This is a genomic window from Streptococcus oralis, assembly GCF_026782125.1.
GTDB lineage: Bacteria > Bacillota > Bacilli > Lactobacillales > Streptococcaceae > Streptococcus > Streptococcus oralis_CE.
In genome coordinates this window covers 369541-388809 of the sequence record NZ_JAKUVY010000005.1, presented here as the reverse complement: position 1 = coordinate 388809, position 19269 = coordinate 369541, and the positions used below count along the sequence as shown (strand labels likewise).

Here is a 19269-nt window from a genome sequence, read left to right as displayed (position 1 = left end):
GTTATTTTGAAATGAAATTTCAATATTGGTGATGTAAGACATGATTGTATGCATTTCATCAGGATTCATGGTGATTTCGTTAGATCCACCACCACCCATTACAGTCGTTTCAGTCACTACCATTTTCAAAATCCTCCTCCCTAAACGGAATGGCAAGCCAGCTATACAATCTCTCAAGGAAATAGTACTGGCTAAAGCGGTATAACTCTTCTTGATTTACATCAAATCCCAATAGTTGGCCCTCTTCTTCAACGAATAGATACGAAGCTGTTAATAATGCTGCGTGTCTGGTCTCGCACATTTGTTCCAAAGGATAATACTGTACCATCAGCGCTTGATCTGATGCTAAAGCCGTTTCGATATCAGGAGTTAGTTGCTTTCTTTCAGTTAGAAAATCAACCTCATCTTCCAGAGGAATCCTCGTCACCAATGGGAGCTTGTCTTGAAGCAGCAATAAGCGACTCATAGGACTAATCTTGACAAGTTGATATCCCTGACCAGTATCTACGATTAGGATAGAAAAGTTACTGTCTCGGCATTGCATGAAATAGAAATTATTTAGAATGACCAAAGTTCTACCCAAGCAATATTCTTTTAGAGTCTCAACTATGACAAACCCTGCTTTTGTTAGTGAACCATCCTCATTCACCAAACCTTTTTTCTCAAGATCTTCTTTGGCTATCGTCCATATGAGTTCAGAAGCAGTGACAATATCATCTAGCGTGGGCAACCCGGGCATCAACTCCCCATCAAAGGCACCGATCAAATAATGGAGTTCATGAATAGAAAACGTTTCTTTATGTGACATATTTACAACCCCTTTATTGATGAAACTTCTGATGAGTTATTGTAATTATCAATTGATTTTTTCAGACCAGAGACTGCTTTTTCATGTTCGTTCATGATAGATCTTAGATCCTTATGGTATTTATGGATAATGTCTAAATAGGATTCAAAAGCTACCTTAGTTTTTCCTGACCACTTGGCAGATTGGAGATAACTTTTTAATCGGGTAACCGTTTGATACGAGTTCGTCAGTTCTTGATTGATCTCTTTTGAAAGCTTAATAGCAGTTTCCAAATCTTTATATTTGATTTTTAAATCCGCCATGAATCTCACCTCCGTCTTTTATTTCTATTTCTACGTTCCTCAGCCTGACGTCTTGCTTCAGCTTCCCTCTCTCGGCGTTCTTGCTCAGCTAAACGCTCATAGTATTTGTATCGTTCATAGGCTGCATCAACAGCACTAGATAAGCTTTTTGCATCGCTAGACTGATTGGTTCGTACAGTATCAACTTTTCCTTTTACTCGACCTTCACTATCACTAAAAACATCCTCTGGAATAAAACTTGAACTCATTGAAGGTCGAGAATTGGTATAGCTATCGACTTTCCCTTCCATTGTTTTTAATTTAGAATTAAAGCTTTTTAATTGACTGTTCAAATCGTTATACAATGCTTTATATTGTTCCCTTTTCTTTTCTGTATCTGTTCCAAACCACGCGTCCCATAATGACATACTGAGTAGCCTCCTTTTAAAACTTTCTGCATCAAAACAAGCGAAAGAATACCACGAATTCATCAAATAAGAAGGGAAAGTATAATCCCTCGAATAAAGTCGGGTAACACTTTAAAAATATTCTCATTTTATTTTATCATATTTTCTAATTATTTAAAATCAAATGAAGAAGGATCTAATCCTGTTCAATATAGAGTTAGATCTTTCAATGATTTTTTCCAACTTTTGAAGCAATACATAAAAGTACATTAAGGAAAATATTTTTTCCAAAAAATCCACTAAAAATAAATTCAGGAAACCGTAATCTGTCTGTTCTTATTAAAATTCCTAATGATTTAAAGGATTTCAATAACGATATGAAGAGCTATTTCAAAAGACACGAAAAAAGCACCCATGAGGTAAACTCTTGAGTGCTTTGAAACCTTGATAGTATCGTATTGATTAACGTTTTGAGGCAACTGACTTTGTCAGATTGCAGCCACATTTGTAAGCGACTAAAGTCGCAACAACTGTGTCAATTGCACCAATTTAGTATGAAAATCTAAAAAAGAACACCCCGAAAGGTGCTCCCTGTAAGTATAGTAATTCTCTCGAATTAACGTTTACTAAATTGTGATGCTTTACGGGCTTTCTTAAGATCTGGCTGGAAACACTTTTATTTTAATAAGTTTCAAGATGGGCTTAAAATCAATGTTTTTCTGCTTTTTCAGAAAACAAAATTTCATCTAATTTGAATAAATTTCATTGGAATGATGTGAATTTTACCCTAAAAATACACAAATTGAGCTAAATTTTACCAAAAAGTTCACACCATTTGAATCGTTATTGTTTTGTACATTTTTAATAGATAAAAATTTAGAATAAATCTTAGGTATCCGATTTAGATTATAAATACTTAACAATGAACATTTAATAACTCACTTCATTTCTCAAACAATCTATCTTTCATGGAAAGTTCTAAAATAATCATTTTGTTTTGTTCCTCCAATGACATCCCAGAGGATACCAACTTTTCTTTTAAAATCGCTGAAATATATTGTATTTGATTACTTTCCACTTCGTCAACTAACGCCCTAATATCATCACCTTCAATACTCTCAAGGACATCATGTACAATAAATTTAGGAGTTGTTTTATTAATTTTTCTAGCAAAAAGTTGATAAGCAATATCGTATGCAGCGATAAGGGACTTTCTAGTCCCTGTACTTGTACCTTCAGATAGTTGACCAATTGAAACTGGAAATTCATCTGTCTTGGGATTATAAAGTAAGACAGGCTGTTCTTTATTTATTCGACCTGCAACGCTCTTAAAATAACTATTAAAAATATCCATTTTTTTCTGGTATTCTACTTCATTATTTTTAACAGTCATCTCCAGTTCAGATAGTCTTTTTTCTATAGACTGTTTTTGCTCCTCAATGTTTTCTAAGCTAATAATTGTTGAATTATTTTGTACTTTTTTTATTTTTAACTCATTTAGTTGATTTAATTTATCATAATATAAATCTACTTTATTTTCTTCTACTAAAGAAATAAATTCTGAATTTTTTTCAGTCAATTCCGTCAATATATTTTCTTTATTTTCCTTTTCTCTTATCAATTCTTGAATTCTATCATTAAAATAAGACAATTTATTTCTACTCAATTGGGAATTAAATTCAACTAAATCTAAAAAAGTTTTAGTAATACTAGGCAGCAATTCTGAAATCTCTTGAAAAAAGTCATTTGCCAGTTCTTGATTAACTATTCTTTGGGATTTCTCCTCAGCCTCTTTGATATATTTTTGTAACTGTAAAATGTCAAAATCAATTTTACTTAATTGTCGACTTATCTCCTCGTATTTTTTTCTAATATTGTTGATATGAACCCTATTTTTCTCAAATGCTTTTTTATCCACTAAATCATTTATTTCTTTTTCTAACCGATCAATTTCTTTATCAATTGCAACATTAATTTGTTTTATTTTTACAACATCATCTATAGTATTTGTTTTTTTATAATTCTCTTCCTTACTTTTTATTTTTTTTAATTCCTGTTTTAATTCACCAAGCTCTAAATCATTTTTAGGATCTGAAATATCGAACAAATAATTATATATAGCACGATATTCCGAAATATTTGAAAAATTATCTAATACTTTTAAAAATTGAGTATTATCCTTAGTCATTAAAATTCGTACAAATGACTTTATTGTGCTTCTAAAACTTGGCTTTTGAGAGCTGTTTTCAAACAATAATTCATTTAAATATTTGTTAACTTCATCATATGAAGTTTGCTCACCATTAATATATCGCTTACCTCTGTTAAACAACTCTGTCTTTATAGAAACTTCTTTAGAAGGATGGTTGAAATCATCTATTAATACCATATCAGTATAGATTTTTTGATTTTCAATGAACAATCTTAATTGTTCATTAACACTCTGTGTTTCATAATCTTTAAAAATGGCATCTTTACTTTTTGCCCCTAAACTTAAATCCAGTAGTTTTAAGCATGTTGTTTTTCCAACTTTATTATGCTTATCAGACTTCTCCGAATCCACTATAAAATTAATTCCATTTTTAAATTCTATTTTTCTCAATACAACATCAGTATTTTTACTGATAATACTCAAACTTTTAATGAACACTCTCAATATCTCCTTCATTATTAACTCTTATTTTATCTAATAGAAAAAGAAAATCTAGTGCTAAAATAAAAAAATCATAATTTAGGTCATCTTCAATTTCTTTTTGTAGTTCTATATAAAGACTTTCTATATTGACTTTCTTCTTTAAAATCAAGCCATGTACAATAGCTGAAAGATAAAAAATAGTCTTTTTGGGCTCAGCATTTTTATCAAGTAATAACATTATTATCCCCCATATAAATATTTGGATTCAATAATATCTGACACTCCATGACTCCATATTGAAGAAGTGCAATAATAAATTTATCCAATTCTAGGTCATCAATTTGACTAGATAAAAAATCAGGATCTCTCGCGATTCTTTCTTTGATATCATCATGCATCTTTTTCAAACATTCATCACCATTACCTACTATCGGATTTCCTTCTGCATCTATAAGAGTATGATCCATAAAAATATTCTTTATATTTTCAACTACTCTTTGACTATCTGTGAATTCATCTTTTAGTACCTTTTCTAGTAAAATATAGTTACCGAGACCCTCTTTAAATAATCTAATATATCTCCTAGAATTATTAAATTGTAATTTCGCTTTTAATTCAGCTGGTTGTTCAAGTAAAAATTTTTCATCGTTCTGAGAGTGAAATCCTTCAACATATTTTAAAAGCTGAAAAATAACAGTTGGGATCAATGTACGCTGCTCAATATTTGTTATGTATAAATTTTGAGTATTATTATTGCTATGATTTCCAATACTCTGAGAATTAGCCATCTATTTCCCCCTATTACCAATATTTTGCACATTATTACTACTATTATTACCTATATTTTGACTATTATTAGAATTTTTTATAATTACTTCAATGTCTTTCTTATTTTTAAGAGAAATTGCCGTAGCATATATACCAAACAACGAGCCAACTATTCCCAAAATTGTATTTACAGTTTCCATTATCTACCTCTCATATTATATACTAAATATCCATGTGAAAATTAATGTTCCACCGTCACACTTCCCCCAGTTCTCTCAACCGTTCCTGCCCTATCTTCAGCATCTCTTCCTCCACCTTACTCCATTTTCCGAAGAGGCATGCTTGTAGAACTTCTGCTGCTGAGGTTTCGTCTACTTGCGAATCATAAACACACGATTGATCTCTTTGGTAAATTTGAATTTGATTAAATAGCTGAACATTTTCTAACTCTCGTAAGTTATCAACTAAATGTTCTACAATTCCATCATGGTGCTCTTTGGGAGTCGCTCTAGCTTGACTAGGATCTATAGCATAGAGCTCTTCATAACGTATCAAGGTACTGAGATAGGACAATTTTGGCTTGGTCGCAATTAGTGCAAGTGAGACTTGATATCCTTTAGTTATCAATAATTGTGCCGTTTTTCTAGGAACTTCTGTTGTTCTCAAGGTGCCCTCTATTAACAAATGATAACCTTGTTTACTCAATTCATCTACGAGATGTTCAACCATTTTTCCCGCAAATACTTTGGTATAATCCACACTGTCTTTTCCATACTTTTCCTGTAGGTCAAGGTAGTTCGGATGAAAAGAACGATAACTATCTCCATCAATGATAATGATATTGCCTTGAAATTCCCTTTGTTTAATACGATGAATCGTTGTTTTACCAGCACCACTCTGTCCACCTAGCAAGATGGCCTTGGGCTGAGACGAAGTTGTTTTACCACGAGTTAAAGAACGAACGAGTCGTTTGGATGCTCGTTCAAAATCATCTTGACTAAATTCTTCTAGTTTCATTAAGCCACCACCAGATGAGTAGCTTGTTCTAGCATACGTTCAATGCCATCCAAATAGCCATTATATCGCTCTACATCCTCAAAAGTTCCTACAAGATAAATCTTCGTGTTAATCAAATCAGAAAGATCATCGCTCATTAGAACCCAAGGATTATTAGCATCATCAAATGCAATTTCTAGTTCATCTTGTAAACGATAAAGTTGCGCTAAGATATTCGCCCCTCGCTCTTTAATCACTTCAATTTTCAGAGTTAACTGATAATCTTCTACTGGTGTGAGCATTTTTTCCTCCCCTACGATATCGATATAAGAAACATTAAATTTCTTGCAGATACGATCTATTAATTCTGTCGAAACTCGACTTGTTCCATTTTCATAACGACTCAGACTATTTCTAGAAATACCAACAATCTTTGCAAACTCAGGCTGGGTTAATTTATGTGTTTTACGTAACGTTTTTATATTTTCTCCAATCATGTAACTCCTCCTTTTATTTATTTCTATTATAGCACAAAAAATAAAAACGCACCAAAAATGGTGCGTTTTTATTTACAATAGATTCACAATTGTATAATCTTCGCTTTGCAGTAATTCCAAGACTTTTTTTACAAATTGCATTGACAGCAATCCTTCAATCTTAGAGCCATGAGTTTTGAAATTTTCGTCGATTTCTTGAATTTCTAATTCTGTATTGCTTTCAGCAATTTTCTCAGAAATGGGTGAATGAAAACTATATTCCCCAATTTCGTAATACAAGAAATATAGATATTTTTTTGTTCCTAGATGATAATCAAAAAACTCGATCTCCATATCTTTGTCGTAATCATAGTAACTATTTTTCCAAAAAATATCATTAGTTTTTTCTTTCAATAATTTCTCATAGTTTTTTTCATAACTATATACTCTTTTTTTCTCTTCGCCAATGAATTGTTTGTGGATCAGAGTCGGGGTAGATACTTTCAAAAATTCTTCTTTTAGTTGATAGTATTTCCCCATTTCCTCTTCCGCTTTTTCAATATTACTCTCCAAATGCTGATGGAACTTTCCATTTTTGTATTCTTTAATTTTATCACGATAATTTTTAGCTCGTTTATTCACAGAATATATACATTCTGCAATAATTTCATTTGTAATTTTTTTCTCATTGATCAATTCTTTATATAGGTTTGGAGTTTTCATTTCATAATCCCTTTTGAACTATCTCTTACTATCATATGTTAAAAAACTAATTCACATGTTTTATTGTAACGTCTAGTTATCTTTTTTTCAATAACTAGATGTTTCAATTTTAATAATAATCTCTTAATTCACCTGTTTTGTACTGTTCAACCAATTCCCAGAGATTATGAGTAGTTAAATCTGGTACAAACGTATACCATTTATTAGCCACGAACAACTCAACTAACATATCAATTGCATATTTGAAATTTAAAATCTCATTCATTTCTGTAATACTATAATACAGTTTATCATGGCAACAGTGATAAATAATCAAATTCAACCTATCATCAATGAAATCAAACTCTAGTTCTTCTCCTTCACGAGATAAAGTTAGATAAAAATTATATTCATCACGGCAAAAATTAACAGTGACATCAAAATCCGCACCTGTTTCAATTTCGATATTTACAGTCTCTAAAATTTTTTTACATAGATAATCTTTATAAATGTTCATATTTTTTCTCCTTTTATTGTTTATTGAGTTTAAAAATGGATTGAAAGATAACAATGTCTGGGGGGCCAAGTTCATATACTAGGCCTATAATAAAAAAAACATATGCTCATACATATGTAACCTCCTTTTTTTCTCTCTATATATAGTCTGCCATAAATTTCAAAATATAAAAATAAAGTATTTAAAAAATTGATAACGGTGTTGTTTACTTCTCAATTTTTTGGTACTTATACCTCTTTCTCTCATCCCTCAATTTTTTTGCAATTCTGATTTTTCTGTGTGTTTAGCGTTGACAGGAACGTATGTGTAAGTCACGCTAAACACTCAGTACTAGGTAAAAGTGAATAACGTAAAAAACTTATCCTGATTTTTTTATTTTAAAATTTGTGGCATACTAATATTATAGAAATAATTGATTGAGTAGAGACGTAACTAATATAGCTACGTTTTTTTATGTTTGAAAGGAGGTAGCTATCTTGGAAACAGTAGGTTTAAGCTGGGTTAGGAAAGAACCAGTTTTGTATTTCATTAACTAAAAAAAATAAATGTATAGATAATAAAAGAAATGTCAATGGCAGTTTAAAAAAATTTTTTGATCGTAACAAAGTAAAGAATAAAAGTAAAAAACGAAAGTAAATAACAAAAGTCTCAAAATAGAATACAAAAACTAGCTTAGCTCAGTCGCTAAATTCAGAGCATTTAAACCTGAAAAAGACTAACAAGAAAAAACAACAGATCTTTATCTGCAAGATGGAACTCTACATTTTATTTGAATTGAGTCAACTTGTCATGTTGTAAAATGGCTTGGTTATCTTCTTAGCCATCAATTAAGAAGCGCCCTCAGCAAAGGGAAGATACTACATCAGTGAATATAAGCTTAAGTCACTGCACTACTTCAACTTGAATTAAAAAAGACCTTAAGAATTTTCTTAAGACCTTCTTTAAAAGCACATTATCTACTATAGAAAGGAAAGAACTATGGCAAAGAAGAAACATAGTCGTGCTGATCGACGAAAAGCTAAAGAGAAAGCTAAGAAACAACAGATGGATTCTCTAACAACTTTCGAAGGCCGTAAACAATTCGTCCAATCAAAAGGACTAACTAATCTAGTCACGCGCTTTAAAAAAGGAAAGGGTATCAAGCGAAATGAATCCAAAAAAACGGGAGAAGACTTTCATTTAATCCATACCGACCGAACTCTTCATAACTACGCTGGTTCTTGGAGCAGATTCGCTTCCTTTGTTGCCACAACAGCTACTGCCGAAGAGTTAGAAACTCTTGATAAATCTAACGATATTGAGGGATGGATTGATTTAGTGAATCAATACTTAGAACATTGTAAGAAATCAGGGCTTTCTGCTCCAACCCAGTCAACCTATAAAGCAGCATTAGCCAAAGTCTTAGGTGTATCTTCTACTGCTTTTGTTGCAACAGATATTCGATATCGAGCCGACAAAAAGAATAATCGTTTGAAGTCTAATGACGACAGGATGTCTGAAGAAACAAATAATCGCTGGTTCTCAATCGTATCTGCCACTGGGTTACGTAAAAATGAATTAAAAGCTATTACAGGTGATTCTCTACATCAACGTGAAGATGGTCGATACTATCTTAAAATCATTGGTAAAAAGCATAAATCAAAAGGAGCACGAGATCGATGGATTCCGATTATTACACGAGACAAAAAAGAATTAGAAAGGCTTGTTGAAGAATTTAAACTAGCTGGTAAAAAGCGTGTGTTTCAAGTTCCAACTGCTTTAAAACCTCATAAATATCGTGCAGAATACGCAAAACGTCTTTATCTTCTTGTCGCACGGGATCCAAAAGACATCAAGGATAAAAGGGAAAAGATTTATCTAAGAGGCGAATTAAAAGGTGTTGTCCTTGATCGAAAGGCTTGTTTAATTGTATCACGTGCTCTCGGACACAATCGACCAGAAGAGTTTCAAAAATCCTATGCATATAAGTTAATCGCACAAGCAAACTAAATAACTTTTTCCAAACATTATGATATATCTCTCATTAAAATTAAAAAATTCAACTAAATAAAAATCGTACTGAAATTATTGAACTTTTTCTCAGCATATTAAGTCTAAATGAAAAATAAAAAATAAAAAAACATCAAAAACTAAAAAAATTTTATAAAAATTTTTTTGTAGGAAAGAACCTACTTTTTTCTTCAAAACCTTGTCACTACGCGTTTTTTAAAGCACTCAAAACTGAGTGTTTTTTTTATTTTTAAAAATTTTTTTCATTTTTTAATTTGTTTTTACTAAAAATAGGCGTTTTCTGAAAGATTTGTGGCATACTAACTAATGTAAAAAAATAAGGAGGGTTAATTTTAAAGAAAGTTACATTTTAAAAGTACATCTTCATTACAGATTTAACAACAAGGAGGAACATACATGGTAAGAAGATATAAAAAAAGTAAACGAGAAAAAGAAGTAGTCAAGAGACCTCCCTTATCTCGTGAAGAAATAGAAGAAAAGGAAAGGCAAAAGGAAAATAGAGAACTTAGGAAGAAAGAATTACTAGAATCACAGAAACAAAACGAAAATTTTATAAAATCTTGTTTCTCAATTGTTCCATCTCATTGGGGTATTGATAACTGTATAGTATCAATTCTTAGCCCAAAAGTAAGTTATGATCCTAACGTTTTTGATGAACAAATATATATAGACACTGCTTCTATAGATTACAACTCAAAAGGAGAATTAGTTAAAATCACAATTCAATCAGTAGATCTAGGAAAAGTGACAATTAGTTTAAAAGAAGTAGGTTATACCAAGAAGTATATTGCAATCCAACTTAACGGTCCTTCTCCTAATTTTCAAACTACAGGCATTGAGGGGATTAAATTAAGATTAAAAGAAGTATTATATAAGTTAGAAAAAGATTATAAGATTAAAATCAAATATAATCCGAATTCTATTATGTTTAAGAAAATTGAATTAGCATTCACAATTGCTTTTGATAAATTACCGTCTTTACCAACTCGTCAATTATTAATACGGTCACTTGCAGAAGAAGAAAAGAATAGAGATTTAAAAAACCATAGAACAAGTAAAAATGCAGATAAGTTTTCGATGGTATCGATTGAGATTAATAAGAAAGAGAAACACATCTTATATAACAAAATTGAGAAAGCAAAAAAGAACAAACAAATCCGTAAAACATATTCATCGTTAAAGAATTTAGAGATCTTTAGATATGAAGTCGAATTAACTGGCAGTAAGATAGCTGAGCAATTAGACTCCCATTACTTAGCACGATTAACTGATGAAAAGATTATTCAATATTTAGAGATTCTAATATCTGATGGGGTTTTTCGATATATAAAAATAATCATAAAAGCAACTAAAAAGTGCGAAAAGATGTTAAAGAGAATTTATAAGAAAATTCAACCACAAGTTTATACAACGGAATTTTTATTCTCTATTAGTGATCAGTTATCAACTACCACAGTATCAGATTTAATTGATGAAGATATCATTACATTTCTTCCATTAAGATTTTTAAAAACAAATAGAGGTACTACTAAAAGAAGAATCCTAGAAAGGTTCCAATACCAAGAAAAAAAAACTGGAACAAAACATGAATTTGGAAAAATGACAAGTTGGCAAGTTCTAGAAATAATAAGGGTAATGTTCCATTCACTAGAAGAAGCAAAAAAATATGGTTTGGGCACTCGTATAAGCCCTTCCACAACTTCTTATAAAACTTTTCCACTAAAAACATACTCCTTAAAAGAAAGAAATGAAATCTTCAATGAAACAATTACAGAAAATACAAAAGAAAAACTTGAAGATAAAATGTCAAAACGGATCTTAAAAAGATTTAGAGACGGAATATAAATAAAGCAGTTATTTTAATAGCAAATATATTTTTCAATGTTAAAAAACGTTGATATATCAAGGAACATATATAAAATTGTACCGCAACTACTATTCGAATATTTTCAAAAGGATAAGGATATGAAAGTTACTTTAAGTAAAAATAAAAAAGAGCTTGTTTCTAAACTTTGGTCGGTATCAGAAACAAACTCAACATATACTAGTAATAATATCTATTACCATTTCTATTATCTCAATAAAATTTAGAAAATTCAAGAGGATTATTAATTATGAAACAAACAATGAACAAAGAGGATTTAATTAAAATGGGTTACAATCCCTATACTGCCGTTTCAATTATTAGACAAGCTAAGCAAATTATGGTACAAAAGGGATATGCCTTTTATAATAATCGACGTTTAGGGCATGTCCCTATCATTGCTGTTGAAGAAATTCTGGGTGTTTCACTTCACAAGGAGGAATAATGCCACAAAATCAACAGAAAACTAAATTTCCTGGAGTCTATACTGACAAAAACGGAAAATTTTTTATTCAAACCGAATTTGGTATAGATAGAGTAACCGGGAAACGTGTACGAAAGAAATCAAGGGTAGATCAACACGGAAATCCATTTAATTCGGCTGCAGAAGCATATAAGGAATTAACCCGACTGAAATATGAATATCATCAATCCCAAGGTTATTCTAACTACCGTATGAAATATCGGCAATTTATGGAAGAACATTATATTCCATATTACAGAACAACAGTTGAGCACAGCACATTTTCAGTTCGAGAGAAAAACCTTTTACAGCTTTGTGATCGTTTTGGTGACACTACACTTCGTTCGATTACCCTCGAACAAGTCCAGAAGTTTCGAACATGGTTACTGACTAGTCAAGATGAGGATGGTGCCGGATATTCACAAGGATATGCTAGCCTCATCTTTGGCATGTTTAGGAAATCATTGGACTATGCTTTGCAAATGGGATATGTGGAAAAAAACATTTCTAAGCAATCTAATGCAATTCCTAAAGGAAAAAGTAATGTCCCATATTGGACTAAGAGCGAATTTGAAGCTGTTATTTCGCAAATTTACATTGAAGATGTATATGAACATTTAAACTTCGTGATGATTTGGGTATATTTCATGACTGGCGTACGTGTAAATGAAGGTTGTGCCCTTCAATGGAATGATGTTGACTTTGATAAGCAACGCCTACGAGTTCATCATATGCTTATTGTTAAAAACAAAAAAGAATGGACTCGTAATTCCTATACGAAAACTAAAGACGGGAAAAGGATGATTAGTTTAGATAAAGATACTATTGATGTGTTAAAAAAATGGCGTGAAGCTCAAAAAAAGATTGGACTAGGACACGAGAACGATTTTATCTTTTCATACGATGGCTTACCTATGTTGAAATCTACAATCTCAAGGATTATTAAAAGGTACGCCAAGATAGCTCACGTAAAGCCTATCCAAGCGAAGGGGCTCCGTCACAGCCATGCATCACTGCTAATTAATGAATTAAATGCTGATGTACTTATTCTATCAAAACGTTTAGGACACTCTTCTCCTGAAATCACCTTGAAACACTACTCGCATCTATGGGATGGCGCTGATGAAGCTATCACTAATGAAATGGTCGGAATTATTAATGTTTCTTTCCCATCTTCTAGCTTAGTACATTTCAACGGGAACCAATCAATTTCAAAATAACATTCCCACCAAAAACCCCACCAAAGAATTACTAACTCCTTAAAAAGCCTATTATATAGCGATTCTCAAGGAGTCTGCAACCGTTGAGTGGGAATAAACCAATCAAACACAAAAGAACTCTGAATCGGATTCAGAGTTCTTTTTTAGGAAAGCACTTCTGCTTTCCTTTTTTATTTACGTTTTTTCTTAGCTTTTTTCATCTTGTTGGCCATACGTTTCATAGACTGTTTCATGGCAAATTCACCGATTTTACCTTTGAGTCCACCACCGAACATCTGGCTCATATCTGGCATGCCTGCTCCTCCGAGACCTGACATATCCGGCATTCCACCTTGTCCCATCATGCCTTCAAGGGCAGAAATATCCATTCCTCCCATATTTGGCATATTTTTAGGAAGGTTATTGGGATTGATTCCCATTTGCTTCATCATTTTGTTCATATCTCCAGACATGACACCTTGCATGAGCTGTTTGGCCTGATTAAAGTCCTTGATAAATTTATTGACTTCGACAAAGGTGTTTCCAGAACCAGCAGCGATACGACGGCGACGACTTGGATTTAACAGTTCAGGATTTTCACGTTCTTCAGGTGTCATGGAAGATACGATGGCTCGTTTACGAGCAATCTGACGCTCATCCACCTTCATATTTTGAAGGGCAGGATTGTTAGCCATACCTGGAATCATCTTGAGTAAGTCTTCCATTGGCCCCATGTTTTGAACCTGATCCAATTGATCGATGAAATCATTAAAATCAAAGGTGTTTTCACGCATCTTCTCAGCCATTTCAAGTGCCTTTTGCTCATCGTATTCCTGAGAAGCTTTCTCAATCAAAGTGAGCATATCCCCCATACCAAGGATACGGCTTGACATACGGTCTGGATGGAAGGTTTCGATATCTGTAATCTTTTCACCCGTACCAGTGAACTTGATAGGTTTACCAGTGATATGACGAACAGATAGAGCCGCACCACCACGTGTATCTCCATCAATCTTGGTAAGAATGACACCAGTTACTTCCAACTGAGCATTGAATTCACGGGCAACATTAGCCGCTTCCTGACCAATCATGGCATCAATGACGAGTAGAATTTCATTTGGTTGAGCCAGTGCTTTAACATCACGAAGCTCATTCATGAGAAGTTCATCAATTTGTAAACGCCCTGCCGTATCGATTAAGACATAGTCGTTGTGATTGGCTTGCGCTTGCTCCAAACCTTGACGAACAATCTCAACAGCCGGCACTTCTGTTCCAAGTGCAAAGACAGGAACATCAATTTGTTGTCCAAGTGTTTTCAGCTGATCGATGGCTGCTGGACGATAAATATCTGCCGCAATCATCAAAGGACGAGCATTTTCTTCCTTCTTGAGTTTGTTGGCTAACTTACCAGCAAAGGTCGTTTTACCAGCCCCCTGCAAACCGACCATCATGATAATGGTTGGAATTTTTGGTGACTTGATAATCTCAGCAGTATTAGAACCTAAAACAGCCGTCAGTTCCTCATCAACAATTTTGATAATCTGTTGGGCAGGATTGAGGGTATCAATGACCTCGTGACCGATTGCACGTTCACGAACCTTCTTGATAAAGTCCTTTACAACAGGCAAGGCAACGTCGGCTTCAAGCAAGGCCAAACGAATCTCTTTGGTTGCTTCTTGGACATCAGTCTCAGAAATTTTTCCTTTTTTACGTAGATTTTTAAAGACGTTCTGTAAACGTTCTGTTAAACTTTCAAATGCCATTTTTCTTCCTCTTATTCTCTATTATCAATGCTTGTTAAAACTTCTATCTGCTCCTGCAGAAAGTCATCTTTGGGATAACGCTCCAAGATCTGGTCAAAAATCTGACTACGGACAATATAGTCCGAATACATGTGCAGTTTCATCTCATAATCTTCTAGAATCTTTTCCGTCCGCTTGATATTATCATAGACAGCCTGACGACTGACACCGAACTCTTCAGCAATCTCAGCAAGACTATAATCATCAGCATAATAGAGTTCTATATAGTTCATCTGCTTGTCTGTCAAAAGCGCCGCATAAAATTCAAAAAGGGCGTTCATACGATTGGTTTTTTCGATTTCCATAACTTTTATTATACCAAAAAAACGATTATACTGCTAGAGTAGAAGCACTTCAAATAGAGTAAGAAGAAGAAAAAAAGAACCTTGCAAGGCAAGATTCTTTTAGTGTCTGACTTAAATAATTGTTCTTCTGGGAACTTAATCGAATTAAGCTTCGATTTCTGTAACCATACCTGAACCAACAGTACGTCCACCCTCACGGATAGAGAATGTAGTACCTTGTTCTACGGCGATTGGGTGGATCAACTCAACGTCGATAGTCACGTTATCACCAGGCATTACCATTTCAGTACCTGCAGGAAGTTCGATTGAACCTGTAACGTCAGTAGTACGGAAGTAGAATTGTGGACGGTAGTTGTTGAAGAATGGAGTGTGACGTCCACCTTCTTCTTTAGTAAGGATGTAGACTTCACCTTTAAATTTAGTGTGTGGGTTGATTGAACCTGGTTTAGCGATAACTTGTCCACGTTCGATTTCGTCACGTTGAACACCACGAAGAAGGACACCTACGTTATCTCCAGCAAGACCTTCGTCAAGTTGTTTACGGAACATTTCAACACCAGTAACAACTGCTTTTTGAGTTTCTTCTTTGATACCAACGATTTCGATTTCGTCGTTGACACGAACAGTACCACGGTCGATACGTCCTGAAGCAACTGTACCACGTCCAGTGATTGAGAATACGTCCTCGACTGGAAGAAGCAATGGTTTTTCAGTGTCACGTTCTGGTTCTGGGATGTACTCATCAACAGTGTTCATCAATTCCATGATGATATCTTCGTATTTAGAGTCACCTTCAAGAGCTTTAAGAGCTGAACCTTGGATAACTGGAAGATCGTCACCTGGGAAGTCGTATTCTGACAAGAGGTCACGGATTTCCATTTCAACCAATTCAAGCAATTCTTCGTCGTCTACCAAGTCGATTTTGTTCATGAAGACGATAAGGTGTTTAACACCAACCTGACGTGAAAGAAGGATGTGCTCACGAGTTTGTGGCATTGGTCCGTCAGTTGAAGCTACTACAAGGATAGCTCCGTCCATTTGAGCAGCACCAGTGATCATGTTTTTAACGTAGTCCGCGTGTCCTGGAGCGTCGATGTGAGCGTAGTGACGTTTTTCAGTTTCGTACTCAACGTGCGCAGTGTTGATAGTGATACCGCGTTCGCGTTCTTCTGGAGCAGCATCGATAGACGCATAGTCTTTAGGTTGGTTAACTGCTGAAGGCAAGCGACGTGCCAATACAGTTGTGATAGCTGCAGTCAAAGTAGTTTTACCGTGGTCAACGTGTCCGATAGTACCAATGTTAACGTGTGGTTTACTACGATCGTATTTTTCTTTTGCCATTTGAGTAAAAGCCTCCAATAAAATATATTTTATAGATAGACAGTAGGCAATACAGTCTAACCTTCCTTACTATTTTATCAAATTTCTGCTAAATTGCAAGTGTTTTACACATATTTTGTGAATTAATCTAAATCTTATCAAATCCTGTTCTTCTGCTTCTTTATGGCAATATGAATTCAAACTTACTTTGTTTGGGAGATCGTATTTTCATCAAAAAAATCAGGTTTCCCTGATTTTAATTTGATTCTGTTTTTTCCAGTTCCTTAGCTTCTTTATGGTTTTCATATAATTTCGCCAGGAACTTAGTAATTTCTTTAAAAATAGAGTAAGTAGGTACTGCTACGACCATCCCTATGACACCATAGATATTACTTGACAGTAAAAGGAGAACCAAAATCGTAATCGGATGCACTTTCATAACTCCTCCAACGATGCGTGGATAGAGAACATTTCCATCAATCTGTTGAATAATAAGCATATAAGCAACCGCAATCAACATACGATGAGGATCCGTGAACACATTCGCAATCACCATTGGAATCAAGCCAATACTTGGACCAACATAAGGAATCAAATTTGCAATTCCAGAAAAAATAGCAAAAACAAGGGCGTACTTTAATCCGATAACGCTATAGCCAATATAGGCTAAACATCCAATAATAACCGCATCAATCGCAATTCCACTGATATAGCGTGCTATGGTTGTATTAAGATTGGTTAAAAGACTAGAAAGATTCAATTTGTCATGTTTTAAGACGGTACGTTCCAACATTGGTAGCAACTTATGACCATCCAACAAGAAATAAATCAAGAATACAGGGGTCATAATGAGGATTAGAACTGTACTAAACAAGGCTGAAAGAACGCTTCCTAAACTATTGCTGACGCTATTAAGGATATTCTGGAGGATATCCACATAGGAGAGATTCAGTTGTTGAATAGTTTGTTGAATATCAATATTTTGGAAGACTGGATTCATGGACAAATCGATGATCAAATCTTGTAGTCTACTATAGATGTTTTGACTAGAAATAATCAAGCTGGTCAACTGATTAATCAAAATCGGCAAGAGATAAACGACTCCTACAACGATAACGCCAATTAAGGCACAAAGAGTGACCAAGACACCAATTAGACGATTGATCTTACATCTCTTTTCTAAGAAAGTAACGATTGGATTTGTAATGTAGTAAAAAAATCCACCAAGTAAAAATGGAATCATGATGGTATTTACAACCGTCACGAAGGGAGTAATGATGGCTCCCATTTCTCTCCAAAGATAGAAAATCAGTGTTAATAATAAAATTTCAGCTGTCCAAAAAAATAATTTGTTTCTACGGAACATAGGTATCCTCCTTCTCTCTATTTTACCATATTTCTGAAAAAGATAAGATGGCTTTAGCAAAAAAGCGAGAATATTTTTTTTCTTTATGATAAAATAAAGCTAATATGAAAAAAATAATTTTATCTTTTATGACACTTTTAGTTTTTGGAACAGCTTCTACTGTTTCTGCTCAGGAATTTGATGTTGCTGCTAAACATGCCATTGCTGTCGAGGCTACAACTGGAAAAATCCTCTACGAAAAAGATGCAAATCAGCCTGTAGAAATTGCTTCTATTACGAAACTGGTTACAGTTTATTTGGTCTATGAAGCCTTGGAACAAGGGACTATCAGTCTGTCAACACCTGTTGATATTTCGGACTATCCTTACAAACTTACAACTAATTCTGAGGCTAGTAACGTCCCAATGGAAGCTCGAAATTATACTGTTGAACAACTATTAGAGGCTACAATGGTATCCAGTGCAAACAGTGCTGCAATTGCGCTAGCAGAAAAGATTGCTGGTTCTGAGAAAGACTTTGTAGACAAAATGAGGGCTAAACTTCTTGAATGGGGAATTCAAGATGCAACTATTGTAAACACAACTGGTTTAAATAATGAGACCCTTGGCGATAATATCTATCCTGGTTCTAAAAAAGACGATGAAAACAAGTTGAGTGCCTACGATGTTGCAATCGTCGCTCGTAACCTCATCCGAGATTATCCTCAAGTTTTGGAGATCACCAAAAAACCAACTTCTACCTTTGCAGGACTTGAAATCCACTCAACCAACTATATGTTGGAGGGAATGCCAGCCTATCGTGGTGGTATTGATGGACTAAAGACAGGTACTACTGATAAAGCTGGCGCTTCATTCGTTGGAACAACTGTTGAGAAAGGGATGCGTATTATTACAGTTGTTTTAAATGCAGATCAGCAAGATACCAACCCTTATGCGCGTTTTACCGCAACTTCTGCACTTTTAGATTATATTTCTGCAAACTTTGCCTTAAAAACCGTCGTTCAGAAAGGTGAAGCATACAATGATAGTAAAGTAACAGTTCTTGATGGTAAAGAAGATAATGTGACAGCTGTCGCTAAGTCAGATATTTCCATCGTCCAACGCATCGGTAGCGGTACTACACCAGCCCTCCAATTCACACCGAAATCAACATCAGAAATGGCTCCACTAGAAGAAGGAAAGGTTGTTGGTACTCTAACCTATAATGATCAGGATTTGATTGGCCAAGGTTATCTTACTTCCGACAAACCATCTTTTGAAATGGTTTCTGAAAAGAAAGTTGAAAAAGCCTTCTTTTTGAAGGTTTGGTGGAATCAATTTATCCGCTTCATCAATGAAAGACTATAAAAAA

Annotated in this window: 20 protein-coding genes; 5 read left to right on the top strand and 15 right to left on the bottom strand. The window is 34.0% G+C overall.

The window, feature by feature from the left end; genetic code table 11:
* Positions 1-109 precede the first annotated feature (109 nt).
* The 11 genes from MK385_RS06730 to MK385_RS06680 form a co-directional block, all read right to left on the bottom strand.
* Positions 110-808 carry a DUF5081 family protein gene (locus tag MK385_RS06730; protein WP_084848997.1) on the bottom strand — a complete coding sequence of 233 codons (699 nt, stop codon included), beginning with the start codon at positions 806-808 and terminating at the stop codon, positions 110-112.
* Positions 809-810: 2 nt separating this feature from the next.
* Positions 811-1110, bottom strand: a complete 300-nt coding sequence (locus MK385_RS06725) for a WXG100 family type VII secretion target (protein ID WP_061587736.1) — start codon at positions 1108-1110, stop codon at positions 811-813.
* A gap of 5 nt (positions 1111-1115) precedes the next feature.
* A complete protein-coding gene (locus MK385_RS06720) occupies positions 1116-1517 on the bottom strand; it encodes a hypothetical protein (protein WP_042769177.1) in 402 nt (133 codons plus the stop codon).
* 922 nt (positions 1518-2439) lie between these two features.
* Positions 2440-4146 carry a hypothetical protein gene (locus MK385_RS06715; RefSeq protein WP_268725623.1) on the bottom strand — a complete coding sequence of 569 codons (1707 nt, stop codon included), beginning with the start codon at positions 4144-4146 and terminating at the stop codon, positions 2440-2442.
* Positions 4136-4369, bottom strand: coding sequence for an ABC-three component system middle component 6 (locus tag MK385_RS06710; RefSeq protein WP_125386625.1), 234 nt, complete (start codon positions 4367-4369; stop codon positions 4136-4138). The genes MK385_RS06715 and MK385_RS06710 overlap by 11 nt, the downstream gene beginning before the upstream one ends.
* A complete protein-coding gene (locus MK385_RS06705) occupies positions 4356-4919 on the bottom strand; it encodes a hypothetical protein (RefSeq protein ID WP_042769176.1) in 564 nt (187 codons plus the stop codon). Before MK385_RS06705 ends, MK385_RS06710 begins: the two co-directional genes overlap by 14 nt.
* Positions 4920-5099 (bottom strand): hypothetical protein, encoded by a 180-nt coding sequence (locus MK385_RS06700; RefSeq protein ID WP_042769174.1) that lies wholly within the window; start codon positions 5097-5099, stop codon positions 4920-4922.
* A 55-nt stretch (positions 5100-5154) separates the two neighbouring features.
* Entirely contained in the window at positions 5155-5916 is a 762-nt protein-coding gene (gene pezT / locus MK385_RS06695; RefSeq protein WP_042769173.1) for a type II toxin-antitoxin system toxin PezT, read from the bottom strand.
* Positions 5916-6392 (bottom strand): type II toxin-antitoxin system antitoxin PezA, encoded by a 477-nt coding sequence (gene pezA, locus MK385_RS06690; protein ID WP_042769171.1) that lies wholly within the window; start codon positions 6390-6392, stop codon positions 5916-5918. The genes pezT and pezA overlap by 1 nt, the downstream gene beginning before the upstream one ends.
* A 72-nt stretch (positions 6393-6464) precedes the next feature.
* Positions 6465-7094 (bottom strand): hypothetical protein, encoded by a 630-nt coding sequence (locus MK385_RS06685; protein WP_268725622.1) that lies wholly within the window; start codon positions 7092-7094, stop codon positions 6465-6467.
* Positions 7095-7203: 109 nt separating this feature from the next.
* Entirely contained in the window at positions 7204-7590 is a 387-nt protein-coding gene (locus MK385_RS06680; RefSeq protein WP_042769168.1) for a hypothetical protein, read from the bottom strand.
* 978 nt (positions 7591-8568) lie between these two features.
* Here MK385_RS06680 and MK385_RS06675 point away from each other — a divergent pair.
* The 4 genes from MK385_RS06675 (at position 8569) to MK385_RS06660 (ending at position 13147) form a co-directional block, all read left to right on the top strand.
* On the top strand, positions 8569-9579 hold the full coding sequence (locus MK385_RS06675; protein ID WP_268725621.1) for a site-specific integrase: 1011 nt from the start codon (positions 8569-8571) through the stop codon (positions 9577-9579).
* 417 nt (positions 9580-9996) lie between these two features.
* The gene (locus MK385_RS06670; protein ID WP_042769165.1) at positions 9997-11445 is read left to right on the top strand and encodes a hypothetical protein; all 1449 of its coding nucleotides are present in this window, start codon (positions 9997-9999) and stop codon (positions 11443-11445) included.
* A 269-nt stretch (positions 11446-11714) separates the two neighbouring features.
* Positions 11715-11909: a DUF3173 domain-containing protein gene (locus MK385_RS06665; RefSeq protein WP_042768677.1), complete on the top strand. Its 195-nt coding sequence runs from the start codon at positions 11715-11717 to the stop codon at positions 11907-11909.
* Positions 11909-13147 carry a tyrosine-type recombinase/integrase gene (locus MK385_RS06660; protein ID WP_268725620.1) on the top strand — a complete coding sequence of 413 codons (1239 nt, stop codon included), beginning with the start codon at positions 11909-11911 and terminating at the stop codon, positions 13145-13147. The genes MK385_RS06665 and MK385_RS06660 overlap by 1 nt, the downstream gene beginning before the upstream one ends.
* A gap of 170 nt (positions 13148-13317) precedes the next feature.
* On the opposite strand, the gene ffh is transcribed toward MK385_RS06660, so the two are convergent.
* The 4 genes from ffh to MK385_RS06640 all read right to left on the bottom strand — a co-directional run bounded on the left by ffh (position 13318) and on the right by MK385_RS06640 (position 17919).
* Positions 13318-14889 carry a signal recognition particle protein gene (ffh, locus tag MK385_RS06655; protein WP_268725619.1) on the bottom strand — a complete coding sequence of 524 codons (1572 nt, stop codon included), beginning with the start codon at positions 14887-14889 and terminating at the stop codon, positions 13318-13320.
* Between the two features lie 11 nt (positions 14890-14900).
* Positions 14901-15233: a putative DNA-binding protein gene (locus MK385_RS06650; RefSeq protein ID WP_000402068.1), complete on the bottom strand. Its 333-nt coding sequence runs from the start codon at positions 15231-15233 to the stop codon at positions 14901-14903.
* Between the two features lie 144 nt (positions 15234-15377).
* On the bottom strand, positions 15378-16574 hold the full coding sequence (tuf, locus tag MK385_RS06645; protein WP_001040720.1) for an elongation factor Tu: 1197 nt from the start codon (positions 16572-16574) through the stop codon (positions 15378-15380).
* 235 nt (positions 16575-16809) lie between these two features.
* Entirely contained in the window at positions 16810-17919 is a 1110-nt protein-coding gene (locus MK385_RS06640; RefSeq protein ID WP_042768674.1) for an AI-2E family transporter, read from the bottom strand.
* 104 nt (positions 17920-18023) lie between these two features.
* On the opposite strand from MK385_RS06640, the gene pbp3 reads away from it, so the two are divergent.
* On the top strand, positions 18024-19265 hold the full coding sequence (pbp3, locus tag MK385_RS06635) for a D-alanyl-D-alanine carboxypeptidase PBP3 (RefSeq protein ID WP_268725618.1): 1242 nt from the start codon (positions 18024-18026) through the stop codon (positions 19263-19265).
* Positions 19266-19269 lie beyond the last annotated feature (4 nt).